A 26,671-nucleotide genomic window follows, 5' to 3' on the forward strand; every position below is an offset into this window, starting at 1 on the left:
AGGGCATTTTGATTTTCACCGCTAAAGATAATACAGTCCGTCCTAAAAAGATGTTTTCAGACATTTATTTAATTGCACTACATCAGATTCAAATCAATTCTGTTTTTATTTGATACTTCAACTTCAATGATGTTAAACTCTTGGTTGTGCTCAATGTCGTAGAGAACAAAGGGTAACTTTTTCTGTTTTGGGTCTAACTTTTGTAATTCCTTAATCAGGTCATTTATCGTTTTCATAGGTAAGCAATTATTGGTAAAGTATGATATTAAACGATTAAAGGAGGTGTAATATTGTCTGAAAACAAATTGGAATTCAAGTATTTAATGATAAAAAAAATGGAACATCACTAATTATCCATAAACAAGATTCATTTTTGCTTTATCCTGAGTCTGTCTGATTTTACCATCTACAAAGTACATTTTCATCTTTATATTGTACTTGCAAGGAATCTCACCACGATAGGAGCAACGGAAATGATCTTTTATGATTTGATATGTATTTTCTGAGATATTGATCTTGCCCGGTTCTGAATTTGACTCCATACGCGATGCAATATTGACGGTGTCTCCCCAGATGTCATAGGCAAATTTTTTGGTACCAACCACACCCGCCACAACAGGACCGGTATTTATTCCTATTCTGATGTCAAATCGGGTCAGATTATTTGGATCTGAAATTTTGGATTCCTCTACAAAGTCTATGATCTCAAAAGCGGCCATTATTATTCGGTTTGCATGATCATGAGATGGAAAGGGGAGGCCCCCGGCACACATATAGGCGTCTCCAATGGTTTTGATCTTTTCCAGGCTATATTTTTCCATGATCTCATCGAATCTTGAAAAATAAAAATCGATGCTTTCAACCAGTTCTTCGGGGGATAACTTCCCTGAATTCAAGGTAAAGGCCTTAAAATCAGTGAACATCACCGTTACGGCTTCAAAATGTTTGGCTTTGACTCTGCCTGCCTGTTTGAGTTCCATAGCTGTCGTTTCCGGAAGAATATTACAAAGAAGGCTTTCTGACCGATCTCTTTCTTTTTCGATGATGTTGCTCGTTTTTTTAATGAAGTGATTTCGATGTAAAAGCCCGATAAGTAACAATAAGATCAATATGAGTGCGATGAAACTGCTAATAGCCACAATTCTCTGATTATCTTGTTTTGCACTTAACAGATCGAGTTCGGTTTGTTTTAATGACAGTTCGTGATCTAATTTTAGATTGGCGGCCTTGGTTATATTCTCTAAATTAAGTGTGCTTTCCCGATAACTATAATATTTTTTCAAATACTCATTTGACTCCTTGTAATTCTCTGCAAGCTCAAACAACACCGACAATTTCAGATTGGCCTCTGCAATTTGCTCTTTTAAATCATGTTTTTCAGATAATTCCAGACTGCGTTGGGCATAGGAATATGCTTTATCCCAATTATCCTTGCGTAAATAAATGTCAGACATGTAGGTCAGATATACAGCAATTGGGTAGTAATCTTCGTATTGATCGAGAATTTTGATGGCTTCGTTGATATTGGCCTCTGCCGATTCATCGTTCCCGAGGCTTGCCTGTATCATACCTGTATTTCCCATACAATAGGCTTCTCCCAGAATAAATCCATTTCGCTTGAAAATGTTCCATCCCTCATTGGTCACTTTCGTTGCCTGGGAATACTTTTCCATAGTGATATAGAGGTCTCCTAAATTGACCAGTGCGGTCCCTAATTTTCCTTCCTCATTTAAATTTCTGAACAGTTCGATACTTTCTAAATAGTATTTTTCTGCTTCATCGTAACTCTCCATGGCCGAATATGTGCCGGCAACTGCAGTCATTGTACTTGCAACCCTTCTTTGATCCTCCATTCGCCAGGCGTATTTCTGAGCAGTCAGATATGACTGTATGGCTTCAATATTGTTTCCAAGTTTTGTGAGTGCATTTCCTTTTTGAAGGTGACCTACATAGAGATACTCGAATAAAGAATCCTCAGCAGCTTTCTGAACTATCAATTCAGTGTACTGAATAACACGCTTATAATTAGTGTCATAATCTGTGATTTTAGAAAGCATTTCAAGCTCGCTGGAACCATAGGCTCCTGAACGATACATCAGGATAAGACTATCCGCCTTTTTTTGATCCTGAGCTAATAAGAAATTCCCCAGTAAGGAAAGGATAACGAGGGTTATATTTATTTTCATTTTGACAGTAGGGATAATAACTAAGAACGTCATTGCCGAGACCCACTTCAAACCTCTTTAAATGATATTTTAGCATATAATAACTAAATCATCTTTATTTAAAGTTTGAAAATAGATAGATTTCAATTTTTTATAAAATCATTTAGGATGAATGGTATGTTTTTCTTTCCTAAAAGCATCGTTTTTCTTTCAAATGAATTTTGTAAAGTATATTTGTTTAAAATATTTTAAATGGATCAATATGTCATTACGAGTCCCGACAAGGAAAGTACGGTGGTTGTAGATAACGGTGAACTAGTGAGTTACAGTCATTATGGGGAAGAATTGATACATCAAAAAGGAGACAGGGGATGGAGGAACTCAGATACCGAAATGTTTCCTGTAATTGGGCCAACTGCCGCCAATGACTATAGGGTAATCACTTCAAGAGGGTATGCCGTGCAGGATCAGCATGGTCTGCTACGGGAAATGAATTATCAGGTGACCGGGGTAAAAGAGGATGAAATTGATCTTGAAAAATCCTATAACAAGGGTACGCATTTAAAGAATTCAAAATACCCGGATAAATCAAGTATTGAATCTGTTTTTTGGCCCTACGATTTTATCTTTAGAAAGAAATTGAAAATTACCAATGAGGAACTTCTTATTCATTTTGATGTAGAAGCTGAAGAGGGTATGCCCTATATGCTGGGATATCATCCGGCATTTAAATTGTCAGGTCAGAATAATGAATTGATTGAGTATGGAAAGGACCGGATAGGTCTTCAGGCCGTTCTGGACGTGGGTTCCATAGCGTATCAGGTCAAGGATTCAGATCAAATAAGGCTCATAAAAACTAAGGGGCCGCATATAGAGATAAAAACAAAAGGGTTCGGGAACTTTATGCTCTGGACCGAAGTACCGGGAATGCTTTGCATAGAACCCATAACATCTTATCCGTATACAGGAAAAAAAGAACTGGCAGAAGCGTTGTTTCGCAAAGCAGAAAAAGGGAAGAAAGCTTTTTTTGAGGTCGTTATTAAACCCATAAAAGTTTAACAATGATCAATCTGTATTCTTTTATTAAGCAATCCGATTCCTTCAGAAAACTTGAGGTGAATGATCTGCTTTTTGTTGAATATACATGTATGCAGGAGGAAACCAAATTCGGGATCTGGTCTGACAGTAACTATTTTGCTTTTATTACCTCGGGTAAAAAAATGTGGAAAAGTATTTACCACGATTATATTGCCGGGCAGGGGGATATTCTTTTTATAAAGAAAGGAGCCAATCTTACACATCAATTCTTTGAGGATGAATTTTGTGCCATTTTCTTTTTTCTGCCCGATGATTTTATTCGATCATTTATACAAAAGAATTCTTTTCTTTCAGAGAGTAAACAAAAGGATCTTTCATCACAGGATGCTGTTTTGAGAGTAAATCAGGATACAATCCTCCAGGGATATGAAAATTCAATCATTACTTATCTTCAGTCTTCTCAAGATATTAACGAACAATTACTTACACTTAAATTTGAAGAGTTGTTATTGCATCTTTGTACGGATAACAAGCACAGTAAACTCAAAGATTATTTTATTTCATTGTGCCAAAGCAGGATCTATCATATGACCCGGGTCATGGAAGAGAATTTTGCATATCATCTAAAGCTTGAAGATTATGCCCGACTATGCCACATGAGCCTTTCAACGTTTAAAAAGAACTTCAAGGATCATTATAAAACCACTCCTGCTGTATGGTTAAAAAACAGGAAACTGGACCTGGCAATGCATCGTTTGCTGAATTCAGATCTGCCGATCCACCAATTGTCTTTTGAATGTGGTTTTGAAGACCCTTCACATTTTTCGAGAGTTTTTAAACTCAAATATGGCAAGACCCCATTACAGTGCCGTTTAGATAGTTCGGAATAGATATTAAATGACATTTTTTGGTTTTGACTTTTTAGTCGATTTATTCGACTTTTTATCCTATCACAAAAGGTAGTACTGAACCTAATTTTGCTCTAAACAAATTAATAATCATTTAAATCTAAGAATTATGAAAAATGCAAAATCTGTCTTGTCCGTAAAATTTAAGTCAAACCATAGCCCTGAAAAGCTGATGCAGATATGCCATGAGGATCTGGATATTTTCAGAAATGTTCCAGGCCTGATAGAAAAATATTATATCGGTGAGGAGGGCACTGGAGCAATCAGCGGGATCTACTTGTTTGAAACACAAAGTGCAAGATCTGATTTCTGGACCTCTGAACTGGCTGCCACGATTCCTGAAAGATACGCGGTGATACCTGAAACATTACGTGTAGAGGAATACGAAATGGCTATCGTCTTAAATGATAAAGTTTCAGCTTAAAACCTGCTAAAGGACTCATATTGAGGCAATAAAACAATACTCATATAGTTTCATCTTTTCTCATAAAACCAAACTTCAATAGTGGAGTTTGGTTTTTACGGTTTACCGTACAATTATTTCGTTCTTTTGACTTAGATTTCGGCTGATTTATAAGAATCTAAAACAGAAGAAAAAAATCGTTATGATCAAGAATTTCCTGACCCTATTAATTCTAATATCGCTATTTGTAACAAGCATTTCATGTAGTGATGACAGTGATAAATTTAAAATAATTGCGGCCGATGCTGAATTTAGCATTGATGAGAACCCTAAACCGGGAGATGTGATAGGAAAAATCAATATAACCTCAGAAAGCGATGACCTTATCTTTAATATTTTAAAATCCTCTTATTGGAATTCCTTTTCTGTCAATTCAAATGGTGACATCATTGTGAAGCAAAATACTGCTTTTGATTATGAACATAATCAATTAATTCTTGGAGTCATTCATGTTTCCAATCAAAAGGAGTCCGATGAGTCGCATATCATGATCTTTATCAATGACGTGAACGAGATTTATGCGGAAAATTTTGTGATGACTATGGATGAGGGAGTTTCTGAAAATCAATCTTTAGGGTTCTTGCAGGCACGAGCAGATCATGGATCAATCAATTTTGAATTGCTGTCACAGACTCCGGAAAATGCCGTTAGCATTGATGCTGAAACAGGTGAAGTTTTGGTCAATGACCCCTCACTTTTTGCCTACGACCTAAACTCCTCAATCTCTGGAATGGTCAAAATTTCAAATGATGAATCGGAAAAGGAGGTTTTGTTTAGTATTAATCTGAATAAAATTGTTGTTCCGGAAGAACCCCAGGAACCTGTGGTAACTGCGCCAGGAGTATTGACAGGTGTTGTAAGAATTACAACGCAAACAGAACTTGATGAATTCGTTAAAAACAATTACCATACGATACAAGGAGACCTTATTATTGATGAAGATCCTGAAGGAGAGGGAATAGTTTCGCTTGAAGGTTTGGAAAGTTTATTGGAGATACAAGGTAGTTTAATTATCAGGAATGCAAATTCAATTACAAACCTCGAAGGTTTAGAGGGTCTTTCGATGGTTTATCAGCTCTATATTCAAAATAATAAGGAACTAAGCAATTTAGATGCTCTGTCAGGAATAGAGAATGCAGCTATAATCATCATTACTGACAATATTCTTCTGAAAGACTTTTGTCCTCTACAAGAGTTATTGAAAAATAATAGTTTTCAAGATGCTCCCGGATATTATAACAAAGGCTTTACTATTCCACCACTGCCGCCTAAATCATTTGGAGCTTCTGGAAATATGTTAAACCCAACGGTAGCAGAAGTATTGGAACTTGATTGCAATTAACACAAGATTTTAGTAATAATAAGAACTTCAACTAATTGTTTGATTAAGCTCTCAATTTTCCTAAATTGTGACATTATCTAATCAATACTCTTTTTCGATGAAAATAGTCAGAACACTTATTTTACTTTTCATTTTTGCCGGTCAATCCTTGTTTGCTCAAGAGCAATCCGATGTTGACCTGAAGGCACTTGACGCTTATTTTGCCCAAATGGTTAAAGACTGGGAACTTCCTTCGGCTTCCATTGGTATTGTCAAAGACGGGAATCTCGTATTTACAGGAAATTACGGGGTCAAAGAAATAGGTAAGAAGGAGATGCCTGATGAAAACACCCTCTATGCCGTCGCCTCAAATTCAAAAGCATTTACATCTGCCATATTAGGTATGCTTGTTCAGGAGGGTAAACTTAAATGGGATGATAAGGTAAGGGACTATCTGCCTTATTTTGCAGTCTATGACGATTGGGTAAGTGAGCATGTAACGGTACAGGACCTGCTGAGCCATCGTGTAGGACTAGGTACCTTTAGCGGTGACAATATCTGGTATAAATCCAATCGCTCCGCAGAAGAGATCATCAAAAGTATCAAATATGTGCCACAGGCATTTGATTTTAGAGCCGGATACGGATATTCCAACCTGATGTATATCACAGCGGGAGAGCTTATCAAAACGATTACCGGCAAATCCTGGGGAGAGAATGTGACAGAGCGGATACTTGAACCCTTAGGGATGGATCGTAGCATTTATAAACTTGATGATTTGGATAAAATAGGGAATTATGTAACACCTTATGTTTATCGAGACGGTGAAAATATCAAAATTGACTGGGTTGACTGGGAGACCGTTGCCGCTACCGGAGGGTTGATTTCAAGTGTTTCTGACATGTCAAAATGGATGGTTTTTAACATGAATCACGGCATACATGGTAAGGATACCTTACTGACGGCTTCTACCCGTAATATGATGTGGAAACCACACAATAGCTTTATGGTAGATCAAACCAAACCGAACAACCTGGGGCGTCGTTTTTCAAGTTACGGGCTCGGATGGGGTATAAGTGACTATAAAGGAAAGCTTCGTGTGAGTCATACAGGCGGCTATGACGGAATGATAACTGCAGTTACCATGTTGCCCGAGGAAAATCTTGGAGTAGTTGTTCTGACCAACGGAACGCAAAGCCCAATCATGGCAGCAACCTATTACGCGCTGGATCGATTTTTAGATGAAGAAGAAATGGACTGGTCCAAATTCTATTTGGAAAGAACGAAAAAGCGTGCTGCCAATGACAAAAGAGTGAGTTCCATAAAAAGTAAGCGGGTAATGAACACCCAGCCGACATTAAGTGAAAGTTCAATCGCTGGATCGTATTATTCTGATATGGTGGGTGGAATTAAAATTGTGGATAAAGGAGGACAGCTTAGGCTGGAATTCGAACATCATCCATTGCTCAGCGCCAGATTGAGCCACTGGCATTATGATACCTATCAAATTGAATGGGACGAACCACAGGCCTGGTTCAATTTTGGAACCATCAAATTTAACAGTAATAATAATCTTGAAGTTACAGGTTTTGACTTTGATGTCCCCAATGATGACATTTTTTTCGAAGAGTTAAAACCGAGACGAAACTAAGGAACTGAGATAAACTTAAAGATTCTGAAATAATTGAGATCATGGTGCTGCCAAAATTCTAATCGTATACTTTTGATTGTCATAATCCTGGGAAAAACAAAATCCATCTCCAGGTCCGTACAGATCAGCACGTAGCTCTACACGCACCTTAATTTCTTTGCTCCCTTCAAGATTTGGTGTTCCGTATATAATAAAGGTCCTTCCCTCTGATCTGTAATTAAGGCCTGAAGGAAGAAGGCCCTCCAAACTGAAACTGTATTCAAATGCATCATCATCAGCATTTTTGATATAAGCATCTATAGTCTCCGTATAAGGAACTCCTACCTGACCCGTACGTAGGGCTTTATCAGGTAGTTTTGGCCTGATCTTGTAAATACATTCTGAAATTTCTTCATTAAAAAGTTCACATGAACTCAGAGAAAGGATAAATGCAAAAGGTAAAATATATTTTGCAGATCTTGTAGGTATAAATCTAATCATACATTCATTATTGAGGGTCTAATTGATATTTCCAAAATTCGTGCCACAGAGGGAATACCTGATCTTTTCTTATCTTTAGAACTAACTAAAAAATCAAATTCCTTATGCCAAAGATTACCCCCGATGATTACATGGTAAAAAGTTCCATAACGTTAAAAGACAGAAAGACGCTTGTTCAGCTGGATGAAGATGAGAAAGTTGAAAAACAACTGAGAAAACTGAGAAAAAAGCTTGGCAAACTACAAGATACCCTTTACGCCCATGGTAAATATGCTGTTCTGATCTGTATTCAGGGCATGGATACAGCAGGTAAAGACAGCATGATCAAAGAGGTTTTTAAAGATTTTAATACCAGTGGCCTGATTGTTCACAGTTTTAAGGTTCCCACGCCTCTGGAACTCGACCACGATTATCTCTGGAGGCATTATATAGCGCTTCCGGCAAGAGGTAAGTTTGCCATCTTTAACCGGACACATTATGAAAATGTACTGGTTACCCGGGTTCACCCATCCTATATTCTAGGTGAAAATCAGCCTGGTATTCATACCGTGAAAGATGTTAATGAAGCTTTTTGGGACAGAAGGTTCGAAGAAATAAAAAACTTCGAGAAACATCTGGCCGACAATGGGACCATTATGTTCAAGTTCTTTCTTCACCTTTCAAAAGAAGAGCAGAAAAATCGTCTGTTACGCCGATTGAACATTGAAGATAAGCATTGGAAATTCTCTCCTGGAGACCTTAAAGAAAGAAAGCTCTGGAACGAGTATCAGGTTGTTTATGAGGATGCGATCAACAGGACCTCTACTTCTCATGCTCCCTGGTTTACCATTCCTGCTGACAATAAACCCTCTGCACGTTATATTGTAGCTTCAATTCTATATCAGGCCCTAAAGGGATATTCTGATATAAAAGAGCCTCCACTTGATGATGACATCAGGGCCCGATTGGAAGAATACAAGGCTGAATTAAATAATGAATAATATTTATTGTGATGAAAAAAATAATACTAGCATTGCTCATTGTAACCTTGTTTGTTGGTTGTAACAAGGTAAAATCAAATCAAGATTCTAACAAGAATGAGGCTTCAGAGAAAGAGGCTGTTCCTGAAACTGTGGCTGATGAGATTGTTGTTCCGGACGTCCCCCTGGGATTTCTTGTAACTTATGAGGGTAAATACGCAACTCAGGAAAAGCTGTTTGAAAAAGAAGAATTTGCCCAGAGACTCAAATCACTGGATCGTTTTAACTATGAAGCGCTATTAAAGAATTATAATACGGAAACGCCGGTGACCATTGTTGATCAGGTGGTGCACATGAGTGGATGCAGACAGCATGATTGTCCGGCCAGTGCCTATGATTTTTTTATAGACCTTGATAATGATAATATTAACATTTTTCATTTCAGGTCAAATATGCTCAGGGTTTATCAGGAAAAAGGCTTTATTGAATTACCTCCTGCTTTTGCGAAGGAAATGGAAATCAAAAAATCAAATGCCGGCATTGGCAATACGGAAACAACAGAATCTAAATATGAACTTTAGTTAAATCAGGTATTATCATTCTTTCCAAAAGGGAATTGTTTTGTTATGCTGCATGACTATGGTGTCCTTACCATCTTGTCGCTTTTTTTGCAAGGCATTGATTTTTATCTCATATTCACCTCGATCTAAATAATCAACATCCAAAACAGTTAATAATCCAATGTTCTTTCGTTCCGGATGCTGATAGAATCTATACTTTGGATCATTAATAAGGCTGTCATTGACGAAAATCTCAAATCGTTTTGCATGGCAGGCCAGGGCCTCATCCCCATCCATTTCTAACCGTTCCTTAAAATCCGTTCTAAAAATAAAAACCCCTTTTTTGGCAGGTGTAAGCTCCGGACATATTTTCGCAATAACTTCATCATCGGACCTCCCAAAATAAGGGAGAAACAACTCTATATATGCGTTTTTTACATATCGAGAGCCAATGCTTGCCTCACCCAAAAATTCAGAACGATCCCAGGTGTCATCATAGAAATTGTTATTAATGGATTGCATCGTTCTTCGGCCGGGAAGATAGCCATGCGGCTCTACGCGCATGCTTGTAAAAAGAGCAAAAATAAATAGATAGGGGATGAGAAAAAGAACTACTTTTTTCCCATATCGATTGTCTATAAGATTGTAGTAAATGGGCCTGTAAATAAAAGAAAGCGTTACAAAATTGTAAAATCGATAAATGGGGTAATAAATTTTACCAATGGATTTATTTCGCTTAAACCATCCCAAGGTCATAAAATCGAAAAAATAGATAACTCCGCCAATGATGTATATCAATAATATGGGAATCAGAAGTCCAAGCCAACCCGAGCTGTAATAATCCTGCACTGCATTAATGGCAAGACTTATTAAAATAATTCCCATTACATAAAAGCCAATGGAAATCAATATAAAAATGATGAGAAAGGTAAAACCAAAAACAATACTGCACAGGCTCTCAAGCCGCTCAATATAGTTGTCAAAACTGACTATTTTTCTTCTCAGGAACTGATCAAATTTAGGGCTAAAATTCAGGCTGTCAAAATCAATTTCATCAGAAACATAGCGTAAGCCAATGGTACTGATCCATAATCCTCTCAATAAAACATGTAAAATCAAGTTGATGATCAAAACATACCAGGTACCAACCGCTATTTGTAAAGGAAGAAACAAGGCTCCGTAATAACTGCCACCCATTGTTAAGAGCCTTAAATCATAATTTAATTGTACGAGTGGGTCATAAGCGCTGGCGAGTAAAAAAATAGCAAACCCCGATATAAGCAGTTCAAGTTGCCAGCTCTCCTGTTGAAGGATTTCTAGCCATTTGGCAAAGGATTTTTTGTTGTTCTGCGCCATTTTAAATTTTCATATTGTTCGGTCTAAGTTAAACAATTTGAACTTTACCTGTAATGGGCAAAAGGATATACTGTTAAAAATCTAATTCAGAAAGGTTTAATTTCCTTTTTAGCGTTTTGAAACAACGAGCCAGTAATAAATAATTATGCTATAAAATATTCCTCCAAATCCCATTAATATGGCTATTGCGGGAGAGAAAAGGAGTAATAGTGCCGCAGTAAAATAGTACAAACCTACGCCTTGCATGCATTTTTTAAGTCTTCGTCGCTCAAGGTCATCTGAGGGCCAGAGCGGAGTTCCTCTAAAAATATTTTTATATGCAGGATGCACAAATTTTTCGAATAATATGGCAATCCATAAGATCAAGGTGATAATCACCAAAATGGTACTTCCAACATCGATAACCAGGATCATGTTCATTTTAAGTCGTTTATAAAAATAGGAATTCAGTATATAAAACTCTAAATACTAAGCTTTAGTATAATCAGAATAGTTTAATGTGCCATGCTGAGTTTTGAATAACGATTTAGAGGGAAATTTTTCAGCCCGATCAAGGGACATTTTGAGTACGATGATGAGAATCATTTTTTTTGATGATCGTGATCATTTATTGAAGTGAAATTGATATTTACATTTGATCAAATTTACTTCACTTCCCCTCTAAAAAACCGGTTATAGTTTTCTGCAGCCGGTTTTTTACTGTTCCAGTAATTCAAGTACCACAGGAACGATCTCTTCTACCCAAAGGCTGTACTGATACCCACTGGGATGCAAGGCATCTGAAGCCAGCGCCCCGTCGGAATCGCCAAGGTTTCTTGAGATTTCCGTGACATCAACCAATGGAACATTATTTTCTTGACAGTGCATTTTTATAAAGCCATTGTAATTATTAATTTCTGAAGCGATTCCTCCCGGATTTGCCGATCCGTATCTTGTAACTCCATAATCAGGAATGGACACCACAAACACTCTCTTGGATTCCCCGGCGAGATTCATGGAAATATTCAGAAGTTCTTTGAACTCTTCCTGAAATTCTTCAAAAGGCCTCTGCTGATACTGATTATTCACACCTATTAAAAGAGATACCAGGTCATATTGCCCTGGCTGCTTCTCGTTTATGGCGTTCAGCAGGGCAGAAGTGGTCCATCCTGTTTGAGCTATAATATCAACTTTCTCAAGGGTAACAGATTCTTTAAGTAATCGATCCTTTAGCTGATTTGGCCATCTCATTTCATCAGAAACACCTTGACCGATCGTATAGGAATCGCCTAGTGCAAGAAAAGTGAATGAATTTTCCATTGGGGACTGATTTAGTTGGGTATTGAATGCATTCGTATTATCTGGCTGAAAATATTCCATTCGCGAAGATGAATCATCCGAGCAGGACCATAGCAAAGAAAGGGTCACTATGAATATGTTGAAATGCAGTTTCACTAGGCTATAGGACTAGAAATTAATAAAAATGCTGACCAGGAAATCTGATCACGGGTAGGGTAAAGCAAAAATACGCTTTATCTTCAACTAAATATCTATAATTATCCCTAAATTGGTGTAAAGGATGACAATAGCTCGTATTCCAGATCGGATCCGTCAATATTGATTATCGTAAATCTGAGTCCCTCACATTCGTAGATGGTGTCTTCCTGTAATCTAAAGGAATATTCTTTTTCAACTGATATTTTGTTGAGCACCCCGGACAACAACTGATATGTAAACCTTAATTCATCATCTTGCTGACCCAGAAAGGTGAGTTTCTGAATGTAGCAATCATTGCATGGCTGTAAAGACTCTATTCGCTCAATACTTTTTTGGATTTTATATTTCTTTTGTTTCGACATATCTCCTTCCGGAGTTACCAAAACTGAAATCACATCGAGTGAATCCTTTTGATTAATTCCTATTCCCCAATATTTACCATCTACCAATTTGTCATTTGCATAATAGAGATCGTATCCTTTTTTTGCTCTGCGAAGTGGATATTTAGTAGCTTTTAGATGTTTGTATTTTGTGAATCCGCTTTTTACTTCAAAAGATTCAAGGATTTGAACCTGTAATGTTCTGGACATTAGTTTTGAAGAGGCAATCAGCTCCCCGGGACCTGCCTTCATTTCTTTATTCAGTTCGGGTGAAAGCAAAACCCTTTCCTGAGACTGGACCGCAAAAGGAATAAAGCATAGTAAGACAATTACACGTGAAAAATAAAACAGTTTCATAGATTCAATTTTTAGCAAATAAACTTTTTATCATTTACTTCGATAATTTTTGAGCAATTTTTCCACCTATCCAGGCCATGGGTAGATAGGCCAGTGCAATATCGGTAATCGTGAACCAAATTGGCCCTTTGATCATATAATTGGCCCAGATTCCTCCCAATAAAAATAACATCCCAATCCCCATTGAAAACTTCATTTTTTGACTCGAGGCTATCCACCCAGCCAAAATCGCTCCGGCCAAAGTTCCAAGAGCATGTGCTAAAAAAGGAAAAATAAAATATTTAAAATCCAGGGTAGGCATTACCCTCGCGAGGGCTTCCATATCATTTGGGTCCAGATCCTTTATCGGAAAAACCAGATGTCCCGTTTTAATCAAACCCATATTTATGATACTTCCAGACAGCCATCCAAAAAGAACGGCCAATATGTTTCTGAGGATTGGTTTCATCTTATAATTGTTTCATTATTTTTTTCCGTATTTTTCAACATGAACTTAAACGGATTGTTGAAGATATAAAATTATTACCACTAACATATTCTCCGTGTTTATTGAAAATGACTTAACTCATGCTTTAATTCATTTAAAGTTCTTATCTTTAGGTTTTTAAAAATCAACTGATGAAAAATTTTTTGGAGTTAATCCTTGCCATGTTCCTTGCCTTCATTTTGATCATCTCACTCCCCTTACTAATGATCCATGAGACCAAGGTTATTATTGAATAAAAGATTTTACCCACATTGAAACTCTACTTTCTGAACTGTACTCAAAATTAGTATCTTTAACATAACTAATCGTATAAGTAGTTTGAACAATACCAAAATTGGACTTGGTTTGGCTGCCATTGGCAGGCCTCAGTATATTAACTTGAGGCAGGAATCCGACCCGGATAAATCAGAATTTTTTTACAGAAGCAGGGCCTTTGATTTGCTAAGCTTCGCCTATGATCAGGGAATTAGGCATTTTGACACTGCTCCTTCTTACGGAAAGGGAGAAGAATTCCTTCAGCAATGGTACCTGAACAATCCTTATAAGGATCTTTCCTTAAGCACGAAATGGGGATACACCTATATGGCAAACTGGGATCTGGGATATTCCAAACCTCATGAAATCAAAGAGCATTCCTTAAATAAACTCAGAGATCAATGGTCTGTTTCCAAAAGTTTATTACCTGCTTTAAAAACATATCAGATTCATTCTGCAACATTTGAAAGTGGGGTTCTTAAGAACAAAGAGGTGCTTCAGGAACTTCATGACATCAAAAAATCAACAGGATTAAAAATTGGACTTTCAGCCAGCGGAATTCAACAAAAAGATATCCTGGAATACGCATCAAAAAAACGGGTTGAAGGGGAGATTCTTTTTGAAAGTTTTCAGGTTACCTACAATATTTTAGAATCCAGTACCCACGAAATACTTAAGGAATTGATCAGCAATGGGAAGGCAATTATTATAAAGGAGGCGCTGGCTAACGGAAGAATCTTTGGAAATGCAGATTATGATCACTATTCGGAACTGGTAATTTTCATGGAAAGTTTGGCCAAGAAGTACCAGGTTTCTCTCGATGCCATTGGATTGCGGTTTGTTATAGATCATTTGCAGCCTGCCATTGTATTAAGCGGGGCATCGAATAAACGACAATTGACACAAAACTTAAAGGCTTTGAAATTCAAACTTCAACCAAAGGAACTGGATCAGTTAAAACAATACGCTGTAGACTGCGATTTCTATTGGAATGAAAGAAAAAACTTAAAGTGGTATTAATTTATAGATCACTAAAAGAGAAGCTCAAATGTTTTTAATAGAGATAGGGTATGATTTTATATTTTACTTTTTGAGTGTATTCCTGCCATAAATCACCATATTTGACCGCACATCTTTTATCATCATCAATTTGCCTGGGAAATAGCAAAGCCACATAGTATAAGGGGTACAGCCACACCCACAAAACTTCGGGATAACCAACACTTAAGGCAATAGCGGTTCCCATTAAAATTTCACCTAAATAATTGATATGCCTGCTGAGCCCCCAAAATCCATTGACCAGTAAAGTCCTGTTTCCATCCGTGATAATTTCCGGTCTAATTCCCAGAAAAGATTTGTCTGGAGCTGTTTTAAAGTAAAACTTTTGCATGTTGGCTCCACGAGCAAGGCTCCATCCCAGTAGAAAAAGCAGTGCATAAAATACAAGCCACCATAAAGGTGTGTGAGGATCAGGTAAATTTGCGGTTGCCCAGATTGCAATGGAGTAGAAGTAAGGGTAAAAAGAAAGGCAGCCCCATCCTAGTTTAAACCCAACGCGTTCTGCGAAAATATCATAGGTATACAAATGTACTTTTTCAAAACTCAAGTAATCCAAAATGAAATAAGTAAGCATACTTCCGCATAGGATCAGTCCGGGTGAAATTGTACCGAAGGTCAGATAATGGTGCGAAATAAAGCTCAATACGTTTAACTGAAGCATTACTGCTCCGATCAGGTACAGCCACATTTTTGCATCGATTCTTCCTTCTTTTAGTTGAGGATTTATCAGCCGTCCTAAATAAAAATCTGACAGCCATGATCCACCGGTAGAAGGTGCCGATAGCACGATCCAAAATGAAAACAGCATTCCAAAAACAAAAGCTCCTGCAAGGCTGTACCATCGGATCGTATACAGCCAGTCAAAAGGAACCCAGCCCAGATAACCCAAACCGAACCAAAGAAAAACGGTAGAAAACAGAACCAGCCTTCCATTGAGCCTGTATCTCAAAAGACTTCCTGAAGTTTCGTCCTTAACATAGCCCGTTTCCCATTTTCCTGGTAGGAAATAATGTAAAATTGTAATCAAGAGGTATATGATCCAGGGTGAAAAGAAACCTAGTGCTTGTGCCATTATGATAAATCTTTAGTGTTTTTGTCCATTATTGAAATTGCCCATTTTCTAGGCAGAATACGATTCATAAAAAAATGAGCCAGTTTATTCGTAAAACCAGGTATGATCGTGGGTGTTCTTCCAAGAGCATTGAGGGAAGAGCTGGCCACTTCCATTGGAGACAGTGTTCCAGGTGCATCTCCGGTATTTTGAGCGTTTTTGTATCCCGGGGTTGATATAGCTCCCGCGCATGAGGCAAGAACGTCAATTCCATGCTTCTTTAATTCATTCCATAACCCTTCCGCCAGTATAGCATTAAATGCTTTTGAAGCTGCGTAGGTAGCAATTTTGGGGCTTCCCTGTGTTCCTGCAAGTGAGGACATTAATATAATACCTCCTTGTTGTCTCTGTATCATATCCTGTGACAGGAGTTTTGAGAGAAGCAAAGGGGTTTTGATATTTACTTCCACGATCTTTTCGAGCCTGTGCTCCTCTATATTTTCAAAGTAACCAATTGGAGAATATGCCGCATTGTATACCAATAATCCTATTGAGACCTTGGAATGGGAGATAAAATTTTTGACAGATTCGAAATCTGACAAATCAGCACTGTATGTTATAATATCGACTGAATATATACTTTTCAAGTGTACGGCTAAAGATTCTAATTTACTTTGAGTCCTTGCAATTAGGATCAGGTTCAATCCCTTGCCGGCAAGAATCTCGGCAAAGGCTGCCCCCAATCCTTCAGAAGCTCCGGCCACAAGGGCCCAGGGACCGTATTTTGATTTAAAATCAATCATCACGTTTGGTTTTGTGAATATAACCAAAAATGATAATGTTTTAAAAGCGGATTGAACCAGTTTTTATATAGTACCAACATTCCGATTCTGCTTAAAGCAACTCTGAATTAAGCCTGAAAAACATCATTGGAATTCTTAAAACATTTAAATTCAACCCTGTATTCATTCGGGTCAGTTACGAAGAATGACAAATGCTCACCGGGTTTGTCTTGGAGAAAAGTGGTTTTTTCCGTTAAGTTAAAATCTTTTGTTTCTAATCTATGATAAACCTGGTTAAATGAATCAGTATCTAATATTACTCCAAAATGAAATGATGGAAGTATGTTGCCTTCAAATTTATAATTAGGGACAGAAAGATCAAAAGGACCGGCATTGGTAAAAGTAATTTGATTCCCGAATAAATTAATATCCAGCCAGTTTTGAGTATATCTTCCCATTGATCCCCCAATACTATCGACATAAAATATTTTGGTCTCAATTAATTTAAGGCTGGGGAGTGAAAGATGAAATGATGTTGCCATTGATTTTATTTATTATTGATTAATTCTAAATACTCTATTCTGTAGATAACAAAATCTACTTCATCGTCTGACATGTATTCCGAAAAATACAAATGAAACAAGTTTCCTCTTAATTTGCTGTCATTCTTTAAATCATATTTCAACAGTATTTTAGGATGTATTTCCTCGAATACCATTTCCAAACCATCTTCAAAAACAAAAGTGTAGTAACCATTCTTAAATGATTTAAAAATACATGTATAATATTTTGAGCTCATAGTTTATTTAAGTTTATGGATCAAAAATCCTTTTATTACCTTTTACATATGTAATTCAGGAACGATGGCTTTTTCATATTCAAATCAATTTATTTGGATAAACTTTTTTATTCTTCTTGTCCATTAAGGTCGTTATGAACACTTATAATTCATCTAAGTCATCATTATCCAGAGAATCAATATCGATGTTGTCTTTCTCTTCATCATTTATCGAGTCAACTTCTTCAACAAAATCCTCCATTGCCCTAATTAGTTTTACACCAACTTTTACGAGATAAATAGTGTCTTCAGTTCTAACTTCGACCGCTTCAATAACCTCACCCTTGGCATTTTGAAAAGTGATAAAATCGTCATTTCCATATCCATACGGGAACTTCTCAATTAATAAATTGAGTATATCTTCATTCAGTTTTTGATAATCTACAATTTTTCGTATCATGAATTCTTATGTTACACCGTTACATGCCTAACAAATAAGCAAAGATTAATGGCGCTACTATAGTCGCATCACTTTCTATGATGAACTTAGGTGTATCAATGCCTAGTTTTCCCCAGGTAATTTTTTCGTTGGGTACAGCGCCTGAATAGGAACCATAGCTGGTAGTTGAATCACTTATTTGGCAGAAATAGCTCCAAAATGGTGTTGTTGTTCTATTCATATCCTGATAAAGCATAGGAACTACACAAATAGGAAAATCACCGGCAATGCCACCTCCGATTTGAAAAAAACCAATTCCTCGACTTGAATTGTCAGAATACCAATCTGCTAAAAACGTCATATATTCTATTCCAGATTTTATAGTACCAGGTCTCAGATCTCCTTTCAAGACATAACTGGCGAATATGTTACCCATGGTGCTGTCTTCCCAACCAGCGCATACGATTGGTAAATTCTTTTCTGCAGCCGCATACATCCATGAATCCTTTAAATCAATTTCATAATACTCCTCAAGGACACCAGATAAAAGCAGTTTATACATATATTCATGTGGCAAGAATCTTTCTCCCTTTTCATCTGCTTCTTTCCAGATGGCGTAAATATGTTTTTGCAATCTTCTAAAGGCTTCTTCTTCTGGTATACAAGTATCCGTAACTCTATTCAATCCTTTTTCCAGTAAATCCCATTCCTGTTGTGGGGTCAAATCTCTATAGTTAGGTACACGCTTATAATGTGAGTGTGCCACCAGATTCATAAGATCCTCCTCTAGGTTGGCCCCTGTACACGATATGATATGAACTTTATCCTGTCGAATCATTTCAGAAAAAATCTTTCCGAGTTCAGCAGTGCTCATGGCACCTGCCAGTGACACCAGCATTTTTGCCCCGTTTTTTAGCTGTTCATCGTACGCTTTTGCAGCATCTACTAAGGTAGCCGCATTAAAATGCAAATAGTATTTCTCAATAAAAGCAGAAATGGCTCCTTTAGTACTCATCTTCTTCATCAAATTTTATTTTTTTAATCAAACTATTGGGTTCTTCATATGATTCGTCATAATGATCATCTGTTACTTCGTTACAGAACTTATAACTCAACATTTTATAATATAATTTAGCAGCCAGAAAATCTGATGATCTGTCGTTTTCGTTAGGACATAACTCCACAATATCAAACCCAACGACGTTTTTCTCTGCAAATACTTGTTTTAAGAAACCTAAGGTTTCGTACCAAAATAAACCTCCAGGCTCTGGCGTTCCTGTGCTTGGCACAATTGAAGGGTCAAATGCATCCAGATCAAATGTTATGAAAACATTATTTGTCATTTGTTCAAGAGCGGAATCAACCCAGGTATCATCTGCTGCCATATCATGAGCAAAATAGGTTTTATCAAAATCCATTACAGATTTCTCCTTAACATCCATAGAACGGATTCCTACCTGTATCAGGTTTGTATTTATACTGGCCTGATAAACGGCACAGGCGTGATTACAAGTGCTGCCTTCATAGGACTGTCTTAAATCAGCGTGAGCATCTAAGTGTAAAACCGTTAAATTATCATAAACTTCATTAAAAGCCTTGATTGTGCCGATTGAAATAGAATGCTCTCCCCCAAAAACAGTAACAAACTTATTTTTCTTTATGTATTTCTTTGTTTCCATGTGCACCGCATTGACCATGTCTTCTGGTGTAGCATTTGTATCTATGGGGGGTGTTAGAAAAATACCATTTTTGTATACTTCAGAATCTGTTTCTATATCATATAACTCCATATTTTCCGAAGCTTCCAGGAAGGCTTCCGGTCCTTTATCTGCTCCTTTCTGCCAGGTACTTGTCCCATCGTAGGGAACAGGAATTAATACAATCTTCGCCTGTTCTAACTTTGCATATTGTTCTGGAATTCCAGCATAAGTTTTCGTATTCATAGGTTATTTATTTACAAATTGAAAATTTCTTTCAGACTCTTCGTTTTGAAATTTATCTATTCGTTTAACTTCTTTTTTGTATCCTAAAATTTTAAGTAATTCTTCACTTTTTTGTTCTTCACGAAATAGTTGAGTATTAATATTTCCCTTCTCATCTTTACTAATTAATACATGCTTCGGGGCAGGAATCAGGCAGTGTTGTAAACCTCCATACCCACCGATTGTATCTTGATAAGCTCCAATACTAAAAAACCCTACATATAATGGTTTATCCTTGTCGTACTTAGGCAAGTATATCGCGTTGATGTGTTGCTCACTATTGTAATAATCATCACTATCGCATGTTAAACCACCGAGCAATACGCGTTCATAGTCACAATCCCATCTATTGATTGGAAGCATGATAAACCTTTTATTTATAGCCCATGTATCGGGAAGAGTAGTAATGAATGAAGAATTGATTATGTTCCATTTCTCTCTGTCATTTTGTTGTTTCTGATACAGAACCTCATAGATAGCTCCACCACTTTCTCCAACGGTAAAGCTTCCAAATTCAGTAAAAATATTCGGAACGGGAACTCCTTCTTCCTCACAGGCTAATTTGATTTGGTTTATGATTTCATCAATCATGTAGGCATAATCAAAATCAAATGCTAAAGAGGTTTTAATGGGAAAGCCACCTCCAATATTCAGGCTATCCAATGAAGGGCAGATCTTTTTTAGACTTGTATATACTTTTAAACATTTTAAAAGTTCATTCCAATAATAGGCATTGTCATTGATACCCGTGTTAATGAAGAAATGAAGCATTTTAAGCTGAATCTTGGGATTGTATTTGATCTGACTCTCGTAAAAAGGAACTATATTCTTGTAGCCAATACCTAATCTTGAGGTGTAAAATTCAAACTTTGGCTCTTCTTCTGAAGCGATTCTGATACCAATATTAAAATTCTTGTGAATTTCACTTGACAACAGATCAATTTCCTCAAAATTATCAATTATGGGTATGCAATTTAGATGCCCGTCGTTTACAAGTCTCGCAATGTTGGTAATGTATTGTTCCCTTTTGAAACCGTTACATATAATAAAGGTATCATTCTTTATTTTTCCAGAATTTTTAAGGCTTTCTACAATGTCGATATCAAATGCTGAAGATGTTTCGATATGTATGTCATTCTTCAACGCTTCATGAAGCACATGCTTAAAATGTGAGCTCTTGGTACAATAACAATATTTGTAAACACCCTGATAATCGTGCTTTCTAATTGCATCTTTAAACCATTTTTTTGCTCTGTTTATGTTTTCGGATATTCTGGGTAGATAGGTAAACTTCAAAGGTGACCCATAAACTTCAACTAGTTTATTTAAGTCAATGTCATGAAACAATAATTTATTATCAACCAGGTCAAATTCAGGTTGTGGAAAATCAAAAGTCTGATTGATAAAATCAATATATTTTGTATTCATCTTAGATTTTTAAAAGTTAATAGAATATAAGGGGAGCGATAACTGCCTCATATAGAGAAGTCTAATACTTTTATTAAATCATAATATGATACTGTATTTCTAAAATGAAACACGAAATAATTTGCGCGGAAAAATAATTTACAGCGGAAGTTAGCTTTAAATTTCGGTCGCTTACACCATAAGCTGCTTTTGAATTTGACTTCCTAATTTTCAAAAGCCCGAACGTAAAAACAGTTTTCACTTTGTTCAGCTAAAAGCTCCGTTTGATAAAAGCTTCAGTTTACAAATGAAACACAAAAAAATGAATAAAAAAAATAAATATTTTCCAGACCATTACTTAAGATGAAAATTCACAACTCAAGACTGGTACAACATTGCGGACATATTGACAATGAAAGGATTACTCGCGTGATCCTAAGTGCAATCCATTTTGAGAATGAAAGGCCCACATCCGTCTAACGACGGATAATTCCTTAAAGGATTACTCGTGTGATCCTAAATGCAATCCATTTTGAGAATGAAAGGCCCTCATCCGTCTAACGACGGATAATTCCTTAAAGGATTACTCGTGTGATCCTAAATGCAATCCATTTTGAGAATGAAAGGCCCACATCCGTCTAACGACGGATAATTCCTTAAAGGATTACTCGCGTGATCCTAAGTGCAATCCATTTTGAGAATAAAAGGCCCACATCCGTCTAAAGACGGATAGATCCTTTTTATTTGTCGACTCCTTATAAAACCAAGGTTTTAACGGATTCTCCAAATAAAAAGGCCTCACTTTCGTGAGGCCTTTACTATTCATCTGTGATCGCGATAGGATTCGAACCTATGACCGTCTGCTTAGAAGGCAGATGCTCTATCCAGCTGAGCTACGCGACCCATTAATTGATTGTTTTAAGCGGGTGCAAATATAGTCTGACATTACAAATAAAACAAACGATAAGAGATAATTTTTTTTAAAAACAAAATTAACGGATAGGAATTATCTCAAAATTTAGAATCCCAAATAATTCGTATCTTTTCAGTCTTAATCATAAATCCCCCTAATTATGATAAAGAATCTATTTTTGCTCATTCTGGCTTTAATGTTTCCTGCTGTAATACTCGGTCAGATAAGTGTATCGGAAGACAAAGTGGAAGAGGTTTTAATCAAGCTTGAAGACTCTGATGTTGACATTATCAAACTTAAAACAGTAAAAAAATGGAAGGCACTTGAATTAAGTCATGAAATGAAGCCTCAAATGAATTATAATGTCGTATTGGTCAAATATGAATCTAAGGGTCAGTTAAAAACAGTAATTATAGATCAGCACCTCGTACCTATCAGATTTGATTATTTGGAGAAGGAAGACTGACCAGGGATTGGTATGCGGAAATTTTCATGATAAAAATCATTGCCTGTTTTTTAGTCAGGTTTTAATTTTGAATACTTTAAGTTTTTTTGGGGGGAAAAATTTAAAGTAAATCTTAAGTAAGATTATAATTTTAGTAAAAACCCGAATGATAATTATTCATTCGGGTTTTTTTAATGCCTAAAGCAATTTCTTAATATTGTCTAAGAAAAAAATAATAATCTTAGACATTTTTATTCAAAATATTTTTTTTGTTCAGTTTTAGTTGTATATTTGTTGAACAATAATTTTGAATTATGAACGCTTTATCAAGAAAAATGAATCCAAGAAATGATCGCTTAAGCACTACGGCGACTCAAAACCATTCATTGATCAAGGCGTTTGATTTGACATCTGCAGCAGAGGCTGTCAACGGACATTTAAATCGATTCATTGTTATTCTCTTAATTCCCTGTATGGCTTTATATGAGGCTTTTTACAGAAATGGTGAGACAGGTAGGGTCCTCGCTTTTCTGTATTTAATTCTTGTTGCATTTAGGTCTTGGTTTCTGCTTGTAAAGTCTTCAGTTAATCTAGAGGAGAAGGTGAATCGATCTTTTTTAAGATAGTGTTTGGAGGTAACCCATAAGCCTCCAAGCACCGCTTAAAACGTTATTGAATAAGACAAGAATACCTAAACAAATAGAAACCATGAAACCGATTAAACTTTCCATTTTAAAAAATTTGATGCTTGCACTTCTCGTTATATCCTTCACTGGATGTAGTGATGATGATGATCCCATTATAACTCCGGATCCAGATCCTGTGGATCCACCAATCACAGTCTCCAAAAGTACTGAGTATGATCTCAATGCCGTTGCCGTAGCTGATATTTCTGGTAAAGCAACTTTTATAGAATATTCCGATAATACGGTGGCAATTGAACTAGAACTATCAAATACTCCTGCCGGTGGCCAGCATCCTGCACACATACACTACAATACGGCAGCTGAGGGAGGAGATGTAGCCTTAACTTTAGGTACTGTAGATGGAACGACAGGAAAAAGCTCAATTACTGTATCAGCATTGAATGACGGAACAGCCATTGGTTACGATGATCTGGTTGCTTTTGACGGATATATAAATGTTCATTTAAGTTCAGATGACCTTGAAACGATCGTGGCACAGGGAGATATAGGCGAAAATGCACTAACCGGAACTTCAAAATCATATGATTTGTTGGAAAAAGCGGTCCCTGGGATCTCAGGAACCGTTACCTTCTTTGAAAGAATCAATGGAGAAGCCCTGAGTGTGATCGAACTTTCTAATACACCGGAAGGTGGAATCCACCCGGCCCACATCCATGATGGTAATGCACTGGAAGGTGGCGGAATAGCTGTTTCTTTAAATCCTGTAGACGGTACTTCGGGAATGAGTAAAACAAGTGTAAGCCAATTAGATGATGGAACTGCCGTTTCATATGATGATCTATTGGATTTCAATGGCTATATCAATGTTCATCTAAGCGCTGAAGAATTAGCCACGATTGTGGCTCAGGGTGATATTGGAGGCAATGAGTTGTCAGGAAGCGAAATGATGTACATGTTAGGTGAAAAAGATGTAGCTGGAATTTCAGGAATGGTTCATTTCTATAAAAGAAATAATGGTGAAACCCTGGCAAAACTCGAATTGATGAATACTCCTGAAGGAGGAATTCACCCGGCCCACATACACAACAATTCTGCTATTGAAGGAGGCGGAATTGCTGTAAGCCTTACACCGGTAGACGGAACCACAGGTATGAGCTATACCAATATTAGGGCTTTAGACGATGGTTCGGCACTTACTTATGACCAGCTAATGGACTTTGACGGATATATAAATGTACACTTAAGTCCTGAAAACCTTGCCGTTATCGTAGCTCAGGGTGATATTGGCCAAAATGAGTTAACGGGAATGTCAATTATGTATGACCTGGGTGAAAAAGATGTACCAGGTATTTCCGGAATGGCCACATTTTATGAAAGAAAGAGTGGAGAAGCTCTGGCTATGATAAAATTAATGAATACTCCTGCTGGAGGCGTTCATCCGGCTCATATTCACAATAATTCAGCCGCAGAAGGTGGAGGAATTGCCTTTTCTTTCAATCCTGTTGACGGAGATACAGGAATGAGTTATACGCACCTGGCACAACTAGATGACGGAAGCTCTTTTGGCTTTGATGATATTGAAACTTTCGACGGATATATAAATGTGCATTTAAGTCCTGACAACCTTGCAACAATAGTGGCTCAGGGAAATATTGGTTCCAATCTGAATGATAATGGGGGAGGTGAAGGTGAAGCTGTAACTTATGCCGTTGGCAACACGGGTTCGAGTGCCTATGTTTTTACAGGCGGAGACCTGAATAACGAATCTAATCCTGATTTTACTTTTAAACGCGGACAAACTTATATTTTTAATGTAAATGCACCCGGACATCCTTTTTTGATCAAAACAACTGAAACACTTGGGACTGGTGATTCCTATGATAATGGAGTGACCAATAACGGAGCAGCTACTGATACAATTACTTTTACTGTACCGATGGATGCACCTGATACCCTTTTCTATATATGCGAGTTCCATGCTGAAATGGCTGGAACGATCAACATTGTTGATTAATCCCCCGATTTTTTGAGTAAAAGCCCCAGTTTACTGGGGTTTTTTATTTGTGTTAAACTTGGATGGTATCTACTCTAAGTTATATGAATCACAGGACCGTGACTGAGAGTTAATTGACTATACTTTAGTTATTAATAATTATTAAAATCATGATTTTTGTCAATATTATTTTCTTCATTGGATTGTAAATTTACCTAGTTGTAAATTTTAATATGTCCGCCATGAATAGATATAGCAAGATCTGGAAGAATAGAGTTGATGGAGCCATAAGCTCAGAATGGTCTCCGTTTCCAGGCCCAATGAGCATGAAAATTAAGGAAGATAAACCCAGTAAGATCTTTATATCGGCTTCGGTTGGATTTAAAGGCAAACCGTCCTCAGGCTATCAGGAAAACGCTAACAGTTCCCTTTACTACAGAATACTGGTTAATGGTGAAAAGGTCGTTGAATACCACGTTCCAAATCCAAGGAAACTTGAAAAATTGTCAGATGTAAGTATTCAGGGAGTTTCTGAAATTCCTCCTGGCGAAAATACAGTTGAAGTTTATTACAAGGGTTCTAAGAGTTGCTCTTGGAATTACAGGCAAAACCAGGCCGAAGCAGAATTAAGTGTATTGGCTGTACCGGTTCACTAGTATTTTTTTGAATAGTTTATTTGATTCGGTAAATAAAATGTAACTTTCGGAAAGTAATAAGCTTAATTCATCCTTGTGAAAATTTTTTATTGATGCTTATTTGCTAAATTCAATATTGACAATTTAAATACCTAAACATGAAAATTATTGTAAGTGAAATAAACCATTATTGGGTTCATTTTCAAGCCGGACGAACCGGAAGCAACCTTATCTATCCAAAAATTATAGTGAAATGTTATCACGATGAAGATTACGTTTTACAGGCTAGTTTCTATCCTGACGGCAAAAGCCTTCCTGAAAACTATCATGACGTAAATTCAAAATTGGTCTATTTGAGATATCCGGTTTCCATGTATCCCAATGTGATTGATCTTTTAAGAAATGAGAAACCTATCTATTTTAGTTATTCGGAAAAGTCAAAACTTGGATATATTAGAACAGGTAAGGAACCCATAGGAGAAGGGGAAAACGACGCCGATTTTTAATTTAATTATGTAAACGGGGCAGAGAAATTTAAAAGTGCACATGACTGGACTCGAACCAGCACGTTCTTGCGAACACAGCCCCCTCAAGGCTGCGTGTCTACCAATTTCACCACATGTGCAGTAGTAGATGCAAAACTAAAAAAAAATCCCGCTTTGGCGGGATATTTTTTTGAATATC

General features: G+C 36.9%; 29 protein-coding genes and 2 tRNA genes. 13 read left to right on the plus strand and 18 right to left on the minus strand.

Annotated elements, in window-relative coordinates; all coding sequences use genetic code 11:
* Nucleotides 1-77 precede the first annotated feature (77 nt).
* Together LCM02_RS05005 and LCM02_RS05010 are read right to left on the minus strand one after the other, a co-directional pair.
* A complete protein-coding gene (locus LCM02_RS05005) occupies nucleotides 78-236 on the minus strand; it encodes a hypothetical protein (protein WP_224927231.1) in 159 nt (52 codons plus the stop codon).
* Nucleotides 237-350: 114 nt separating this feature from the next.
* Nucleotides 351-2,186, minus strand: a complete 1,836-nt coding sequence (locus LCM02_RS05010; RefSeq protein ID WP_224927232.1) for an adenylate/guanylate cyclase domain-containing protein — start codon at nucleotides 2,184-2,186, stop codon at nucleotides 351-353.
* A 231-nt stretch (nucleotides 2,187-2,417) separates the two neighbouring features.
* Between LCM02_RS05010 and LCM02_RS05015 the strand changes: the two genes are divergently transcribed.
* The 5 genes from LCM02_RS05015 (at nucleotide 2,418) to LCM02_RS05035 (ending at nucleotide 7,546) form a co-directional block, all read left to right on the plus strand.
* Entirely contained in the window at nucleotides 2,418-3,224 is an 807-nt protein-coding gene (locus LCM02_RS05015) for an aldose epimerase family protein (protein WP_224927233.1), read from the plus strand.
* A 2-nt stretch (nucleotides 3,225-3,226) separates the two neighbouring features.
* Complete coding sequence (locus tag LCM02_RS05020; protein WP_224927234.1) at nucleotides 3,227-4,093, plus strand: helix-turn-helix domain-containing protein; 867 nt, start codon at nucleotides 3,227-3,229, stop codon at nucleotides 4,091-4,093.
* Nucleotides 4,094-4,220: 127 nt separating this feature from the next.
* The gene (locus LCM02_RS05025; RefSeq protein WP_224927235.1) at nucleotides 4,221-4,535 is read left to right on the plus strand and encodes a YdhR family protein; all 315 of its coding nucleotides are present in this window, start codon (nucleotides 4,221-4,223) and stop codon (nucleotides 4,533-4,535) included.
* Between the two features lie 181 nt (nucleotides 4,536-4,716).
* Nucleotides 4,717-5,916 (plus strand): receptor L domain-containing protein, encoded by a 1,200-nt coding sequence (locus LCM02_RS05030; RefSeq protein ID WP_224927236.1) that lies wholly within the window; start codon nucleotides 4,717-4,719, stop codon nucleotides 5,914-5,916.
* Between the two features lie 97 nt (nucleotides 5,917-6,013).
* Nucleotides 6,014-7,546 (plus strand): serine hydrolase, encoded by a 1,533-nt coding sequence (locus LCM02_RS05035; protein ID WP_224927237.1) that lies wholly within the window; start codon nucleotides 6,014-6,016, stop codon nucleotides 7,544-7,546.
* A 39-nt stretch (nucleotides 7,547-7,585) separates the two neighbouring features.
* Here the strand turns inward: LCM02_RS05035 and LCM02_RS05040 are convergent, their stop codons facing one another.
* Nucleotides 7,586-8,026, minus strand: coding sequence for a hypothetical protein (locus LCM02_RS05040; RefSeq protein WP_224927238.1), 441 nt, complete (start codon nucleotides 8,024-8,026; stop codon nucleotides 7,586-7,588).
* Between the two features lie 104 nt (nucleotides 8,027-8,130).
* Here LCM02_RS05040 and LCM02_RS05045 point away from each other — a divergent pair, with 104 nt between their 5' ends.
* Together LCM02_RS05045 and LCM02_RS05050 are read left to right on the plus strand one after the other, a co-directional pair.
* On the plus strand, nucleotides 8,131-9,006 hold the full coding sequence (locus tag LCM02_RS05045) for a PPK2 family polyphosphate kinase (protein ID WP_224927239.1): 876 nt from the start codon (nucleotides 8,131-8,133) through the stop codon (nucleotides 9,004-9,006).
* A gap of 11 nt (nucleotides 9,007-9,017) precedes the next feature.
* A complete protein-coding gene (locus LCM02_RS05050; RefSeq protein ID WP_224927240.1) occupies nucleotides 9,018-9,566 on the plus strand; it encodes a hypothetical protein in 549 nt (182 codons plus the stop codon).
* 15 nt (nucleotides 9,567-9,581) lie between these two features.
* Here the strand turns inward: LCM02_RS05050 and LCM02_RS05055 are convergent, their stop codons facing one another.
* The 5 genes from LCM02_RS05055 to LCM02_RS05075 all read right to left on the minus strand — a co-directional run bounded on the left by LCM02_RS05055 (nucleotide 9,582) and on the right by LCM02_RS05075 (nucleotide 13,562).
* Nucleotides 9,582-10,901 (minus strand): hypothetical protein, encoded by a 1,320-nt coding sequence (locus LCM02_RS05055; RefSeq protein ID WP_224927241.1) that lies wholly within the window; start codon nucleotides 10,899-10,901, stop codon nucleotides 9,582-9,584.
* Nucleotides 10,902-11,009: 108 nt separating this feature from the next.
* Nucleotides 11,010-11,321, minus strand: a complete 312-nt coding sequence (locus tag LCM02_RS05060) for a hypothetical protein (RefSeq protein ID WP_224927242.1) — start codon at nucleotides 11,319-11,321, stop codon at nucleotides 11,010-11,012.
* 276 nt (nucleotides 11,322-11,597) lie between these two features.
* Nucleotides 11,598-12,200 (minus strand): SGNH/GDSL hydrolase family protein, encoded by a 603-nt coding sequence (locus tag LCM02_RS05065; RefSeq protein WP_224927243.1) that lies wholly within the window; start codon nucleotides 12,198-12,200, stop codon nucleotides 11,598-11,600.
* A gap of 242 nt (nucleotides 12,201-12,442) precedes the next feature.
* The gene (locus tag LCM02_RS05070; RefSeq protein WP_224927244.1) at nucleotides 12,443-13,114 is read right to left on the minus strand and encodes a hypothetical protein; all 672 of its coding nucleotides are present in this window, start codon (nucleotides 13,112-13,114) and stop codon (nucleotides 12,443-12,445) included.
* A 34-nt stretch (nucleotides 13,115-13,148) separates the two neighbouring features.
* Nucleotides 13,149-13,562 carry a hypothetical protein gene (locus tag LCM02_RS05075; protein ID WP_224927245.1) on the minus strand — a complete coding sequence of 138 codons (414 nt, stop codon included), beginning with the start codon at nucleotides 13,560-13,562 and terminating at the stop codon, nucleotides 13,149-13,151.
* Between the two features lie 357 nt (nucleotides 13,563-13,919).
* Between LCM02_RS05075 and LCM02_RS05080 the strand changes: the two genes are divergently transcribed.
* Nucleotides 13,920-14,876: an aldo/keto reductase gene (locus LCM02_RS05080; protein WP_224927246.1), complete on the plus strand. Its 957-nt coding sequence runs from the start codon at nucleotides 13,920-13,922 to the stop codon at nucleotides 14,874-14,876.
* 34 nt (nucleotides 14,877-14,910) lie between these two features.
* Here the strand turns inward: LCM02_RS05080 and LCM02_RS05085 are convergent, their stop codons facing one another.
* The 9 genes from LCM02_RS05085 to LCM02_RS05125 form a co-directional block, all read right to left on the minus strand.
* Nucleotides 14,911-15,987 (minus strand): DUF1295 domain-containing protein, encoded by a 1,077-nt coding sequence (locus tag LCM02_RS05085; protein WP_224927247.1) that lies wholly within the window; start codon nucleotides 15,985-15,987, stop codon nucleotides 14,911-14,913.
* Entirely contained in the window at nucleotides 15,987-16,769 is a 783-nt protein-coding gene (locus tag LCM02_RS05090) for an SDR family NAD(P)-dependent oxidoreductase (RefSeq protein WP_224927248.1), read from the minus strand. The genes LCM02_RS05085 and LCM02_RS05090 overlap by 1 nt, the downstream gene beginning before the upstream one ends.
* A gap of 107 nt (nucleotides 16,770-16,876) precedes the next feature.
* Entirely contained in the window at nucleotides 16,877-17,290 is a 414-nt protein-coding gene (locus LCM02_RS05095) for a VOC family protein (RefSeq protein WP_224927249.1), read from the minus strand.
* A gap of 5 nt (nucleotides 17,291-17,295) precedes the next feature.
* Nucleotides 17,296-17,547, minus strand: coding sequence for a hypothetical protein (locus LCM02_RS05100; protein WP_224927250.1), 252 nt, complete (start codon nucleotides 17,545-17,547; stop codon nucleotides 17,296-17,298).
* A gap of 142 nt (nucleotides 17,548-17,689) precedes the next feature.
* Nucleotides 17,690-17,986, minus strand: coding sequence for a hypothetical protein (locus LCM02_RS05105; protein WP_224927251.1), 297 nt, complete (start codon nucleotides 17,984-17,986; stop codon nucleotides 17,690-17,692).
* A 19-nt stretch (nucleotides 17,987-18,005) separates the two neighbouring features.
* The gene (locus LCM02_RS05110) at nucleotides 18,006-18,980 is read right to left on the minus strand and encodes a deoxyhypusine synthase family protein (RefSeq protein ID WP_224927779.1); all 975 of its coding nucleotides are present in this window, start codon (nucleotides 18,978-18,980) and stop codon (nucleotides 18,006-18,008) included.
* Nucleotides 18,970-19,908 (minus strand): agmatinase, encoded by a 939-nt coding sequence (speB, locus tag LCM02_RS05115; protein ID WP_224927252.1) that lies wholly within the window; start codon nucleotides 19,906-19,908, stop codon nucleotides 18,970-18,972. Before speB ends, LCM02_RS05110 begins: the two co-directional genes overlap by 11 nt.
* A 3-nt stretch (nucleotides 19,909-19,911) precedes the next feature.
* Entirely contained in the window at nucleotides 19,912-21,375 is a 1,464-nt protein-coding gene (locus LCM02_RS05120; RefSeq protein ID WP_224927253.1) for a type III PLP-dependent enzyme domain-containing protein, read from the minus strand.
* A gap of 808 nt (nucleotides 21,376-22,183) precedes the next feature.
* Nucleotides 22,184-22,257 (minus strand) — tRNA-Arg (locus tag LCM02_RS05125).
* A gap of 170 nt (nucleotides 22,258-22,427) precedes the next feature.
* Here LCM02_RS05125 and LCM02_RS05130 point away from each other — a divergent pair.
* The 5 genes from LCM02_RS05130 to LCM02_RS05150 all read left to right on the plus strand — a co-directional run bounded on the left by LCM02_RS05130 (nucleotide 22,428) and on the right by LCM02_RS05150 (nucleotide 26,493).
* Nucleotides 22,428-22,733 (plus strand): hypothetical protein, encoded by a 306-nt coding sequence (locus LCM02_RS05130; protein WP_224927254.1) that lies wholly within the window; start codon nucleotides 22,428-22,430, stop codon nucleotides 22,731-22,733.
* A gap of 293 nt (nucleotides 22,734-23,026) precedes the next feature.
* Complete coding sequence (locus tag LCM02_RS05135) at nucleotides 23,027-23,338, plus strand: hypothetical protein (protein ID WP_224927255.1); 312 nt, start codon at nucleotides 23,027-23,029, stop codon at nucleotides 23,336-23,338.
* An 82-nt stretch (nucleotides 23,339-23,420) separates the two neighbouring features.
* On the plus strand, nucleotides 23,421-25,373 hold the full coding sequence (locus tag LCM02_RS05140; RefSeq protein ID WP_224927256.1) for a CHRD domain-containing protein: 1,953 nt from the start codon (nucleotides 23,421-23,423) through the stop codon (nucleotides 25,371-25,373).
* Nucleotides 25,374-25,594: 221 nt separating this feature from the next.
* Entirely contained in the window at nucleotides 25,595-26,008 is a 414-nt protein-coding gene (locus tag LCM02_RS05145; RefSeq protein WP_224927257.1) for a hypothetical protein, read from the plus strand.
* 137 nt (nucleotides 26,009-26,145) lie between these two features.
* Nucleotides 26,146-26,493, plus strand: a complete 348-nt coding sequence (locus LCM02_RS05150; RefSeq protein WP_224927258.1) for a hypothetical protein — start codon at nucleotides 26,146-26,148, stop codon at nucleotides 26,491-26,493.
* 35 nt (nucleotides 26,494-26,528) lie between these two features.
* Here the strand turns inward: LCM02_RS05150 and LCM02_RS05155 are convergent.
* Nucleotides 26,529-26,612 (minus strand) — tRNA-Leu (locus LCM02_RS05155).
* Nucleotides 26,613-26,671: the final 59 nt, after the last annotated feature.

It is taken from the genome of Lutimonas saemankumensis, assembly GCF_020171465.1.
GTDB lineage: Bacteria > Bacteroidota > Bacteroidia > Flavobacteriales > Flavobacteriaceae > Lutimonas > Lutimonas saemankumensis.

What these genes read in the sequence shown, in the direction of transcription:
- LCM02_RS05005 (WP_224927231.1), bottom strand. Translation starts at nt 236, where the DNA reads ATGAAAACGATAAATGACCTGATTAAGGAATTACAAAAGTTAGACCCA.
- LCM02_RS05010 (WP_224927232.1), bottom strand. Translation starts at nt 2,186, where the DNA reads ATGAAAATAAATATAACCCTCGTTATCCTTTCCTTACTGGGGAATTTC.
- LCM02_RS05015 (WP_224927233.1), top strand. Translation starts at nt 2,418, where the DNA reads ATGGATCAATATGTCATTACGAGTCCCGACAAGGAAAGTACGGTGGTT.
- LCM02_RS05020 (WP_224927234.1), top strand. Translation starts at nt 3,227, where the DNA reads ATGATCAATCTGTATTCTTTTATTAAGCAATCCGATTCCTTCAGAAAA.
- LCM02_RS05025 (WP_224927235.1), top strand. Translation starts at nt 4,221, where the DNA reads ATGAAAAATGCAAAATCTGTCTTGTCCGTAAAATTTAAGTCAAACCAT.
- LCM02_RS05030 (WP_224927236.1), top strand. Translation starts at nt 4,717, where the DNA reads ATGATCAAGAATTTCCTGACCCTATTAATTCTAATATCGCTATTTGTA.
- LCM02_RS05035 (WP_224927237.1), top strand. Translation starts at nt 6,014, where the DNA reads ATGAAAATAGTCAGAACACTTATTTTACTTTTCATTTTTGCCGGTCAA.
- LCM02_RS05040 (WP_224927238.1), bottom strand. Translation starts at nt 8,026, where the DNA reads ATGATTAGATTTATACCTACAAGATCTGCAAAATATATTTTACCTTTT.
- LCM02_RS05045 (WP_224927239.1), top strand. Translation starts at nt 8,131, where the DNA reads ATGCCAAAGATTACCCCCGATGATTACATGGTAAAAAGTTCCATAACG.
- LCM02_RS05050 (WP_224927240.1), top strand. Translation starts at nt 9,018, where the DNA reads ATGAAAAAAATAATACTAGCATTGCTCATTGTAACCTTGTTTGTTGGT.
- LCM02_RS05055 (WP_224927241.1), bottom strand. Translation starts at nt 10,901, where the DNA reads ATGGCGCAGAACAACAAAAAATCCTTTGCCAAATGGCTAGAAATCCTT.
- LCM02_RS05060 (WP_224927242.1), bottom strand. Translation starts at nt 11,321, where the DNA reads ATGAACATGATCCTGGTTATCGATGTTGGAAGTACCATTTTGGTGATT.
- LCM02_RS05065 (WP_224927243.1), bottom strand. Translation starts at nt 12,200, where the DNA reads ATGGAAAATTCATTCACTTTTCTTGCACTAGGCGATTCCTATACGATC.
- LCM02_RS05070 (WP_224927244.1), bottom strand. Translation starts at nt 13,114, where the DNA reads ATGAAACTGTTTTATTTTTCACGTGTAATTGTCTTACTATGCTTTATT.
- LCM02_RS05075 (WP_224927245.1), bottom strand. Translation starts at nt 13,562, where the DNA reads ATGAAACCAATCCTCAGAAACATATTGGCCGTTCTTTTTGGATGGCTG.
- LCM02_RS05085 (WP_224927247.1), bottom strand. Translation starts at nt 15,987, where the DNA reads ATGGCACAAGCACTAGGTTTCTTTTCACCCTGGATCATATACCTCTTG.
- LCM02_RS05090 (WP_224927248.1), bottom strand. Translation starts at nt 16,769, where the DNA reads ATGATTGATTTTAAATCAAAATACGGTCCCTGGGCCCTTGTGGCCGGA.
- LCM02_RS05095 (WP_224927249.1), bottom strand. Translation starts at nt 17,290, where the DNA reads ATGGCAACATCATTTCATCTTTCACTCCCCAGCCTTAAATTAATTGAG.
- LCM02_RS05100 (WP_224927250.1), bottom strand. Translation starts at nt 17,547, where the DNA reads ATGAGCTCAAAATATTATACATGTATTTTTAAATCATTTAAGAATGGT.
- LCM02_RS05105 (WP_224927251.1), bottom strand. Translation starts at nt 17,986, where the DNA reads ATGATACGAAAAATTGTAGATTATCAAAAACTGAATGAAGATATACTC.
- LCM02_RS05110 (WP_224927779.1), bottom strand. Translation starts at nt 18,980, where the DNA reads ATGAGTACTAAAGGAGCCATTTCTGCTTTTATTGAGAAATACTATTTG.
- speB (WP_224927252.1), bottom strand. Translation starts at nt 19,908, where the DNA reads ATGAATACGAAAACTTATGCTGGAATTCCAGAACAATATGCAAAGTTA.
- LCM02_RS05120 (WP_224927253.1), bottom strand. Translation starts at nt 21,375, where the DNA reads ATGAATACAAAATATATTGATTTTATCAATCAGACTTTTGATTTTCCA.
- LCM02_RS05130 (WP_224927254.1), top strand. Translation starts at nt 22,428, where the DNA reads ATGATAAAGAATCTATTTTTGCTCATTCTGGCTTTAATGTTTCCTGCT.
- LCM02_RS05135 (WP_224927255.1), top strand. Translation starts at nt 23,027, where the DNA reads ATGAACGCTTTATCAAGAAAAATGAATCCAAGAAATGATCGCTTAAGC.
- LCM02_RS05140 (WP_224927256.1), top strand. Translation starts at nt 23,421, where the DNA reads ATGAAACCGATTAAACTTTCCATTTTAAAAAATTTGATGCTTGCACTT.
- LCM02_RS05145 (WP_224927257.1), top strand. Translation starts at nt 25,595, where the DNA reads ATGAATAGATATAGCAAGATCTGGAAGAATAGAGTTGATGGAGCCATA.
- LCM02_RS05150 (WP_224927258.1), top strand. Translation starts at nt 26,146, where the DNA reads ATGAAAATTATTGTAAGTGAAATAAACCATTATTGGGTTCATTTTCAA.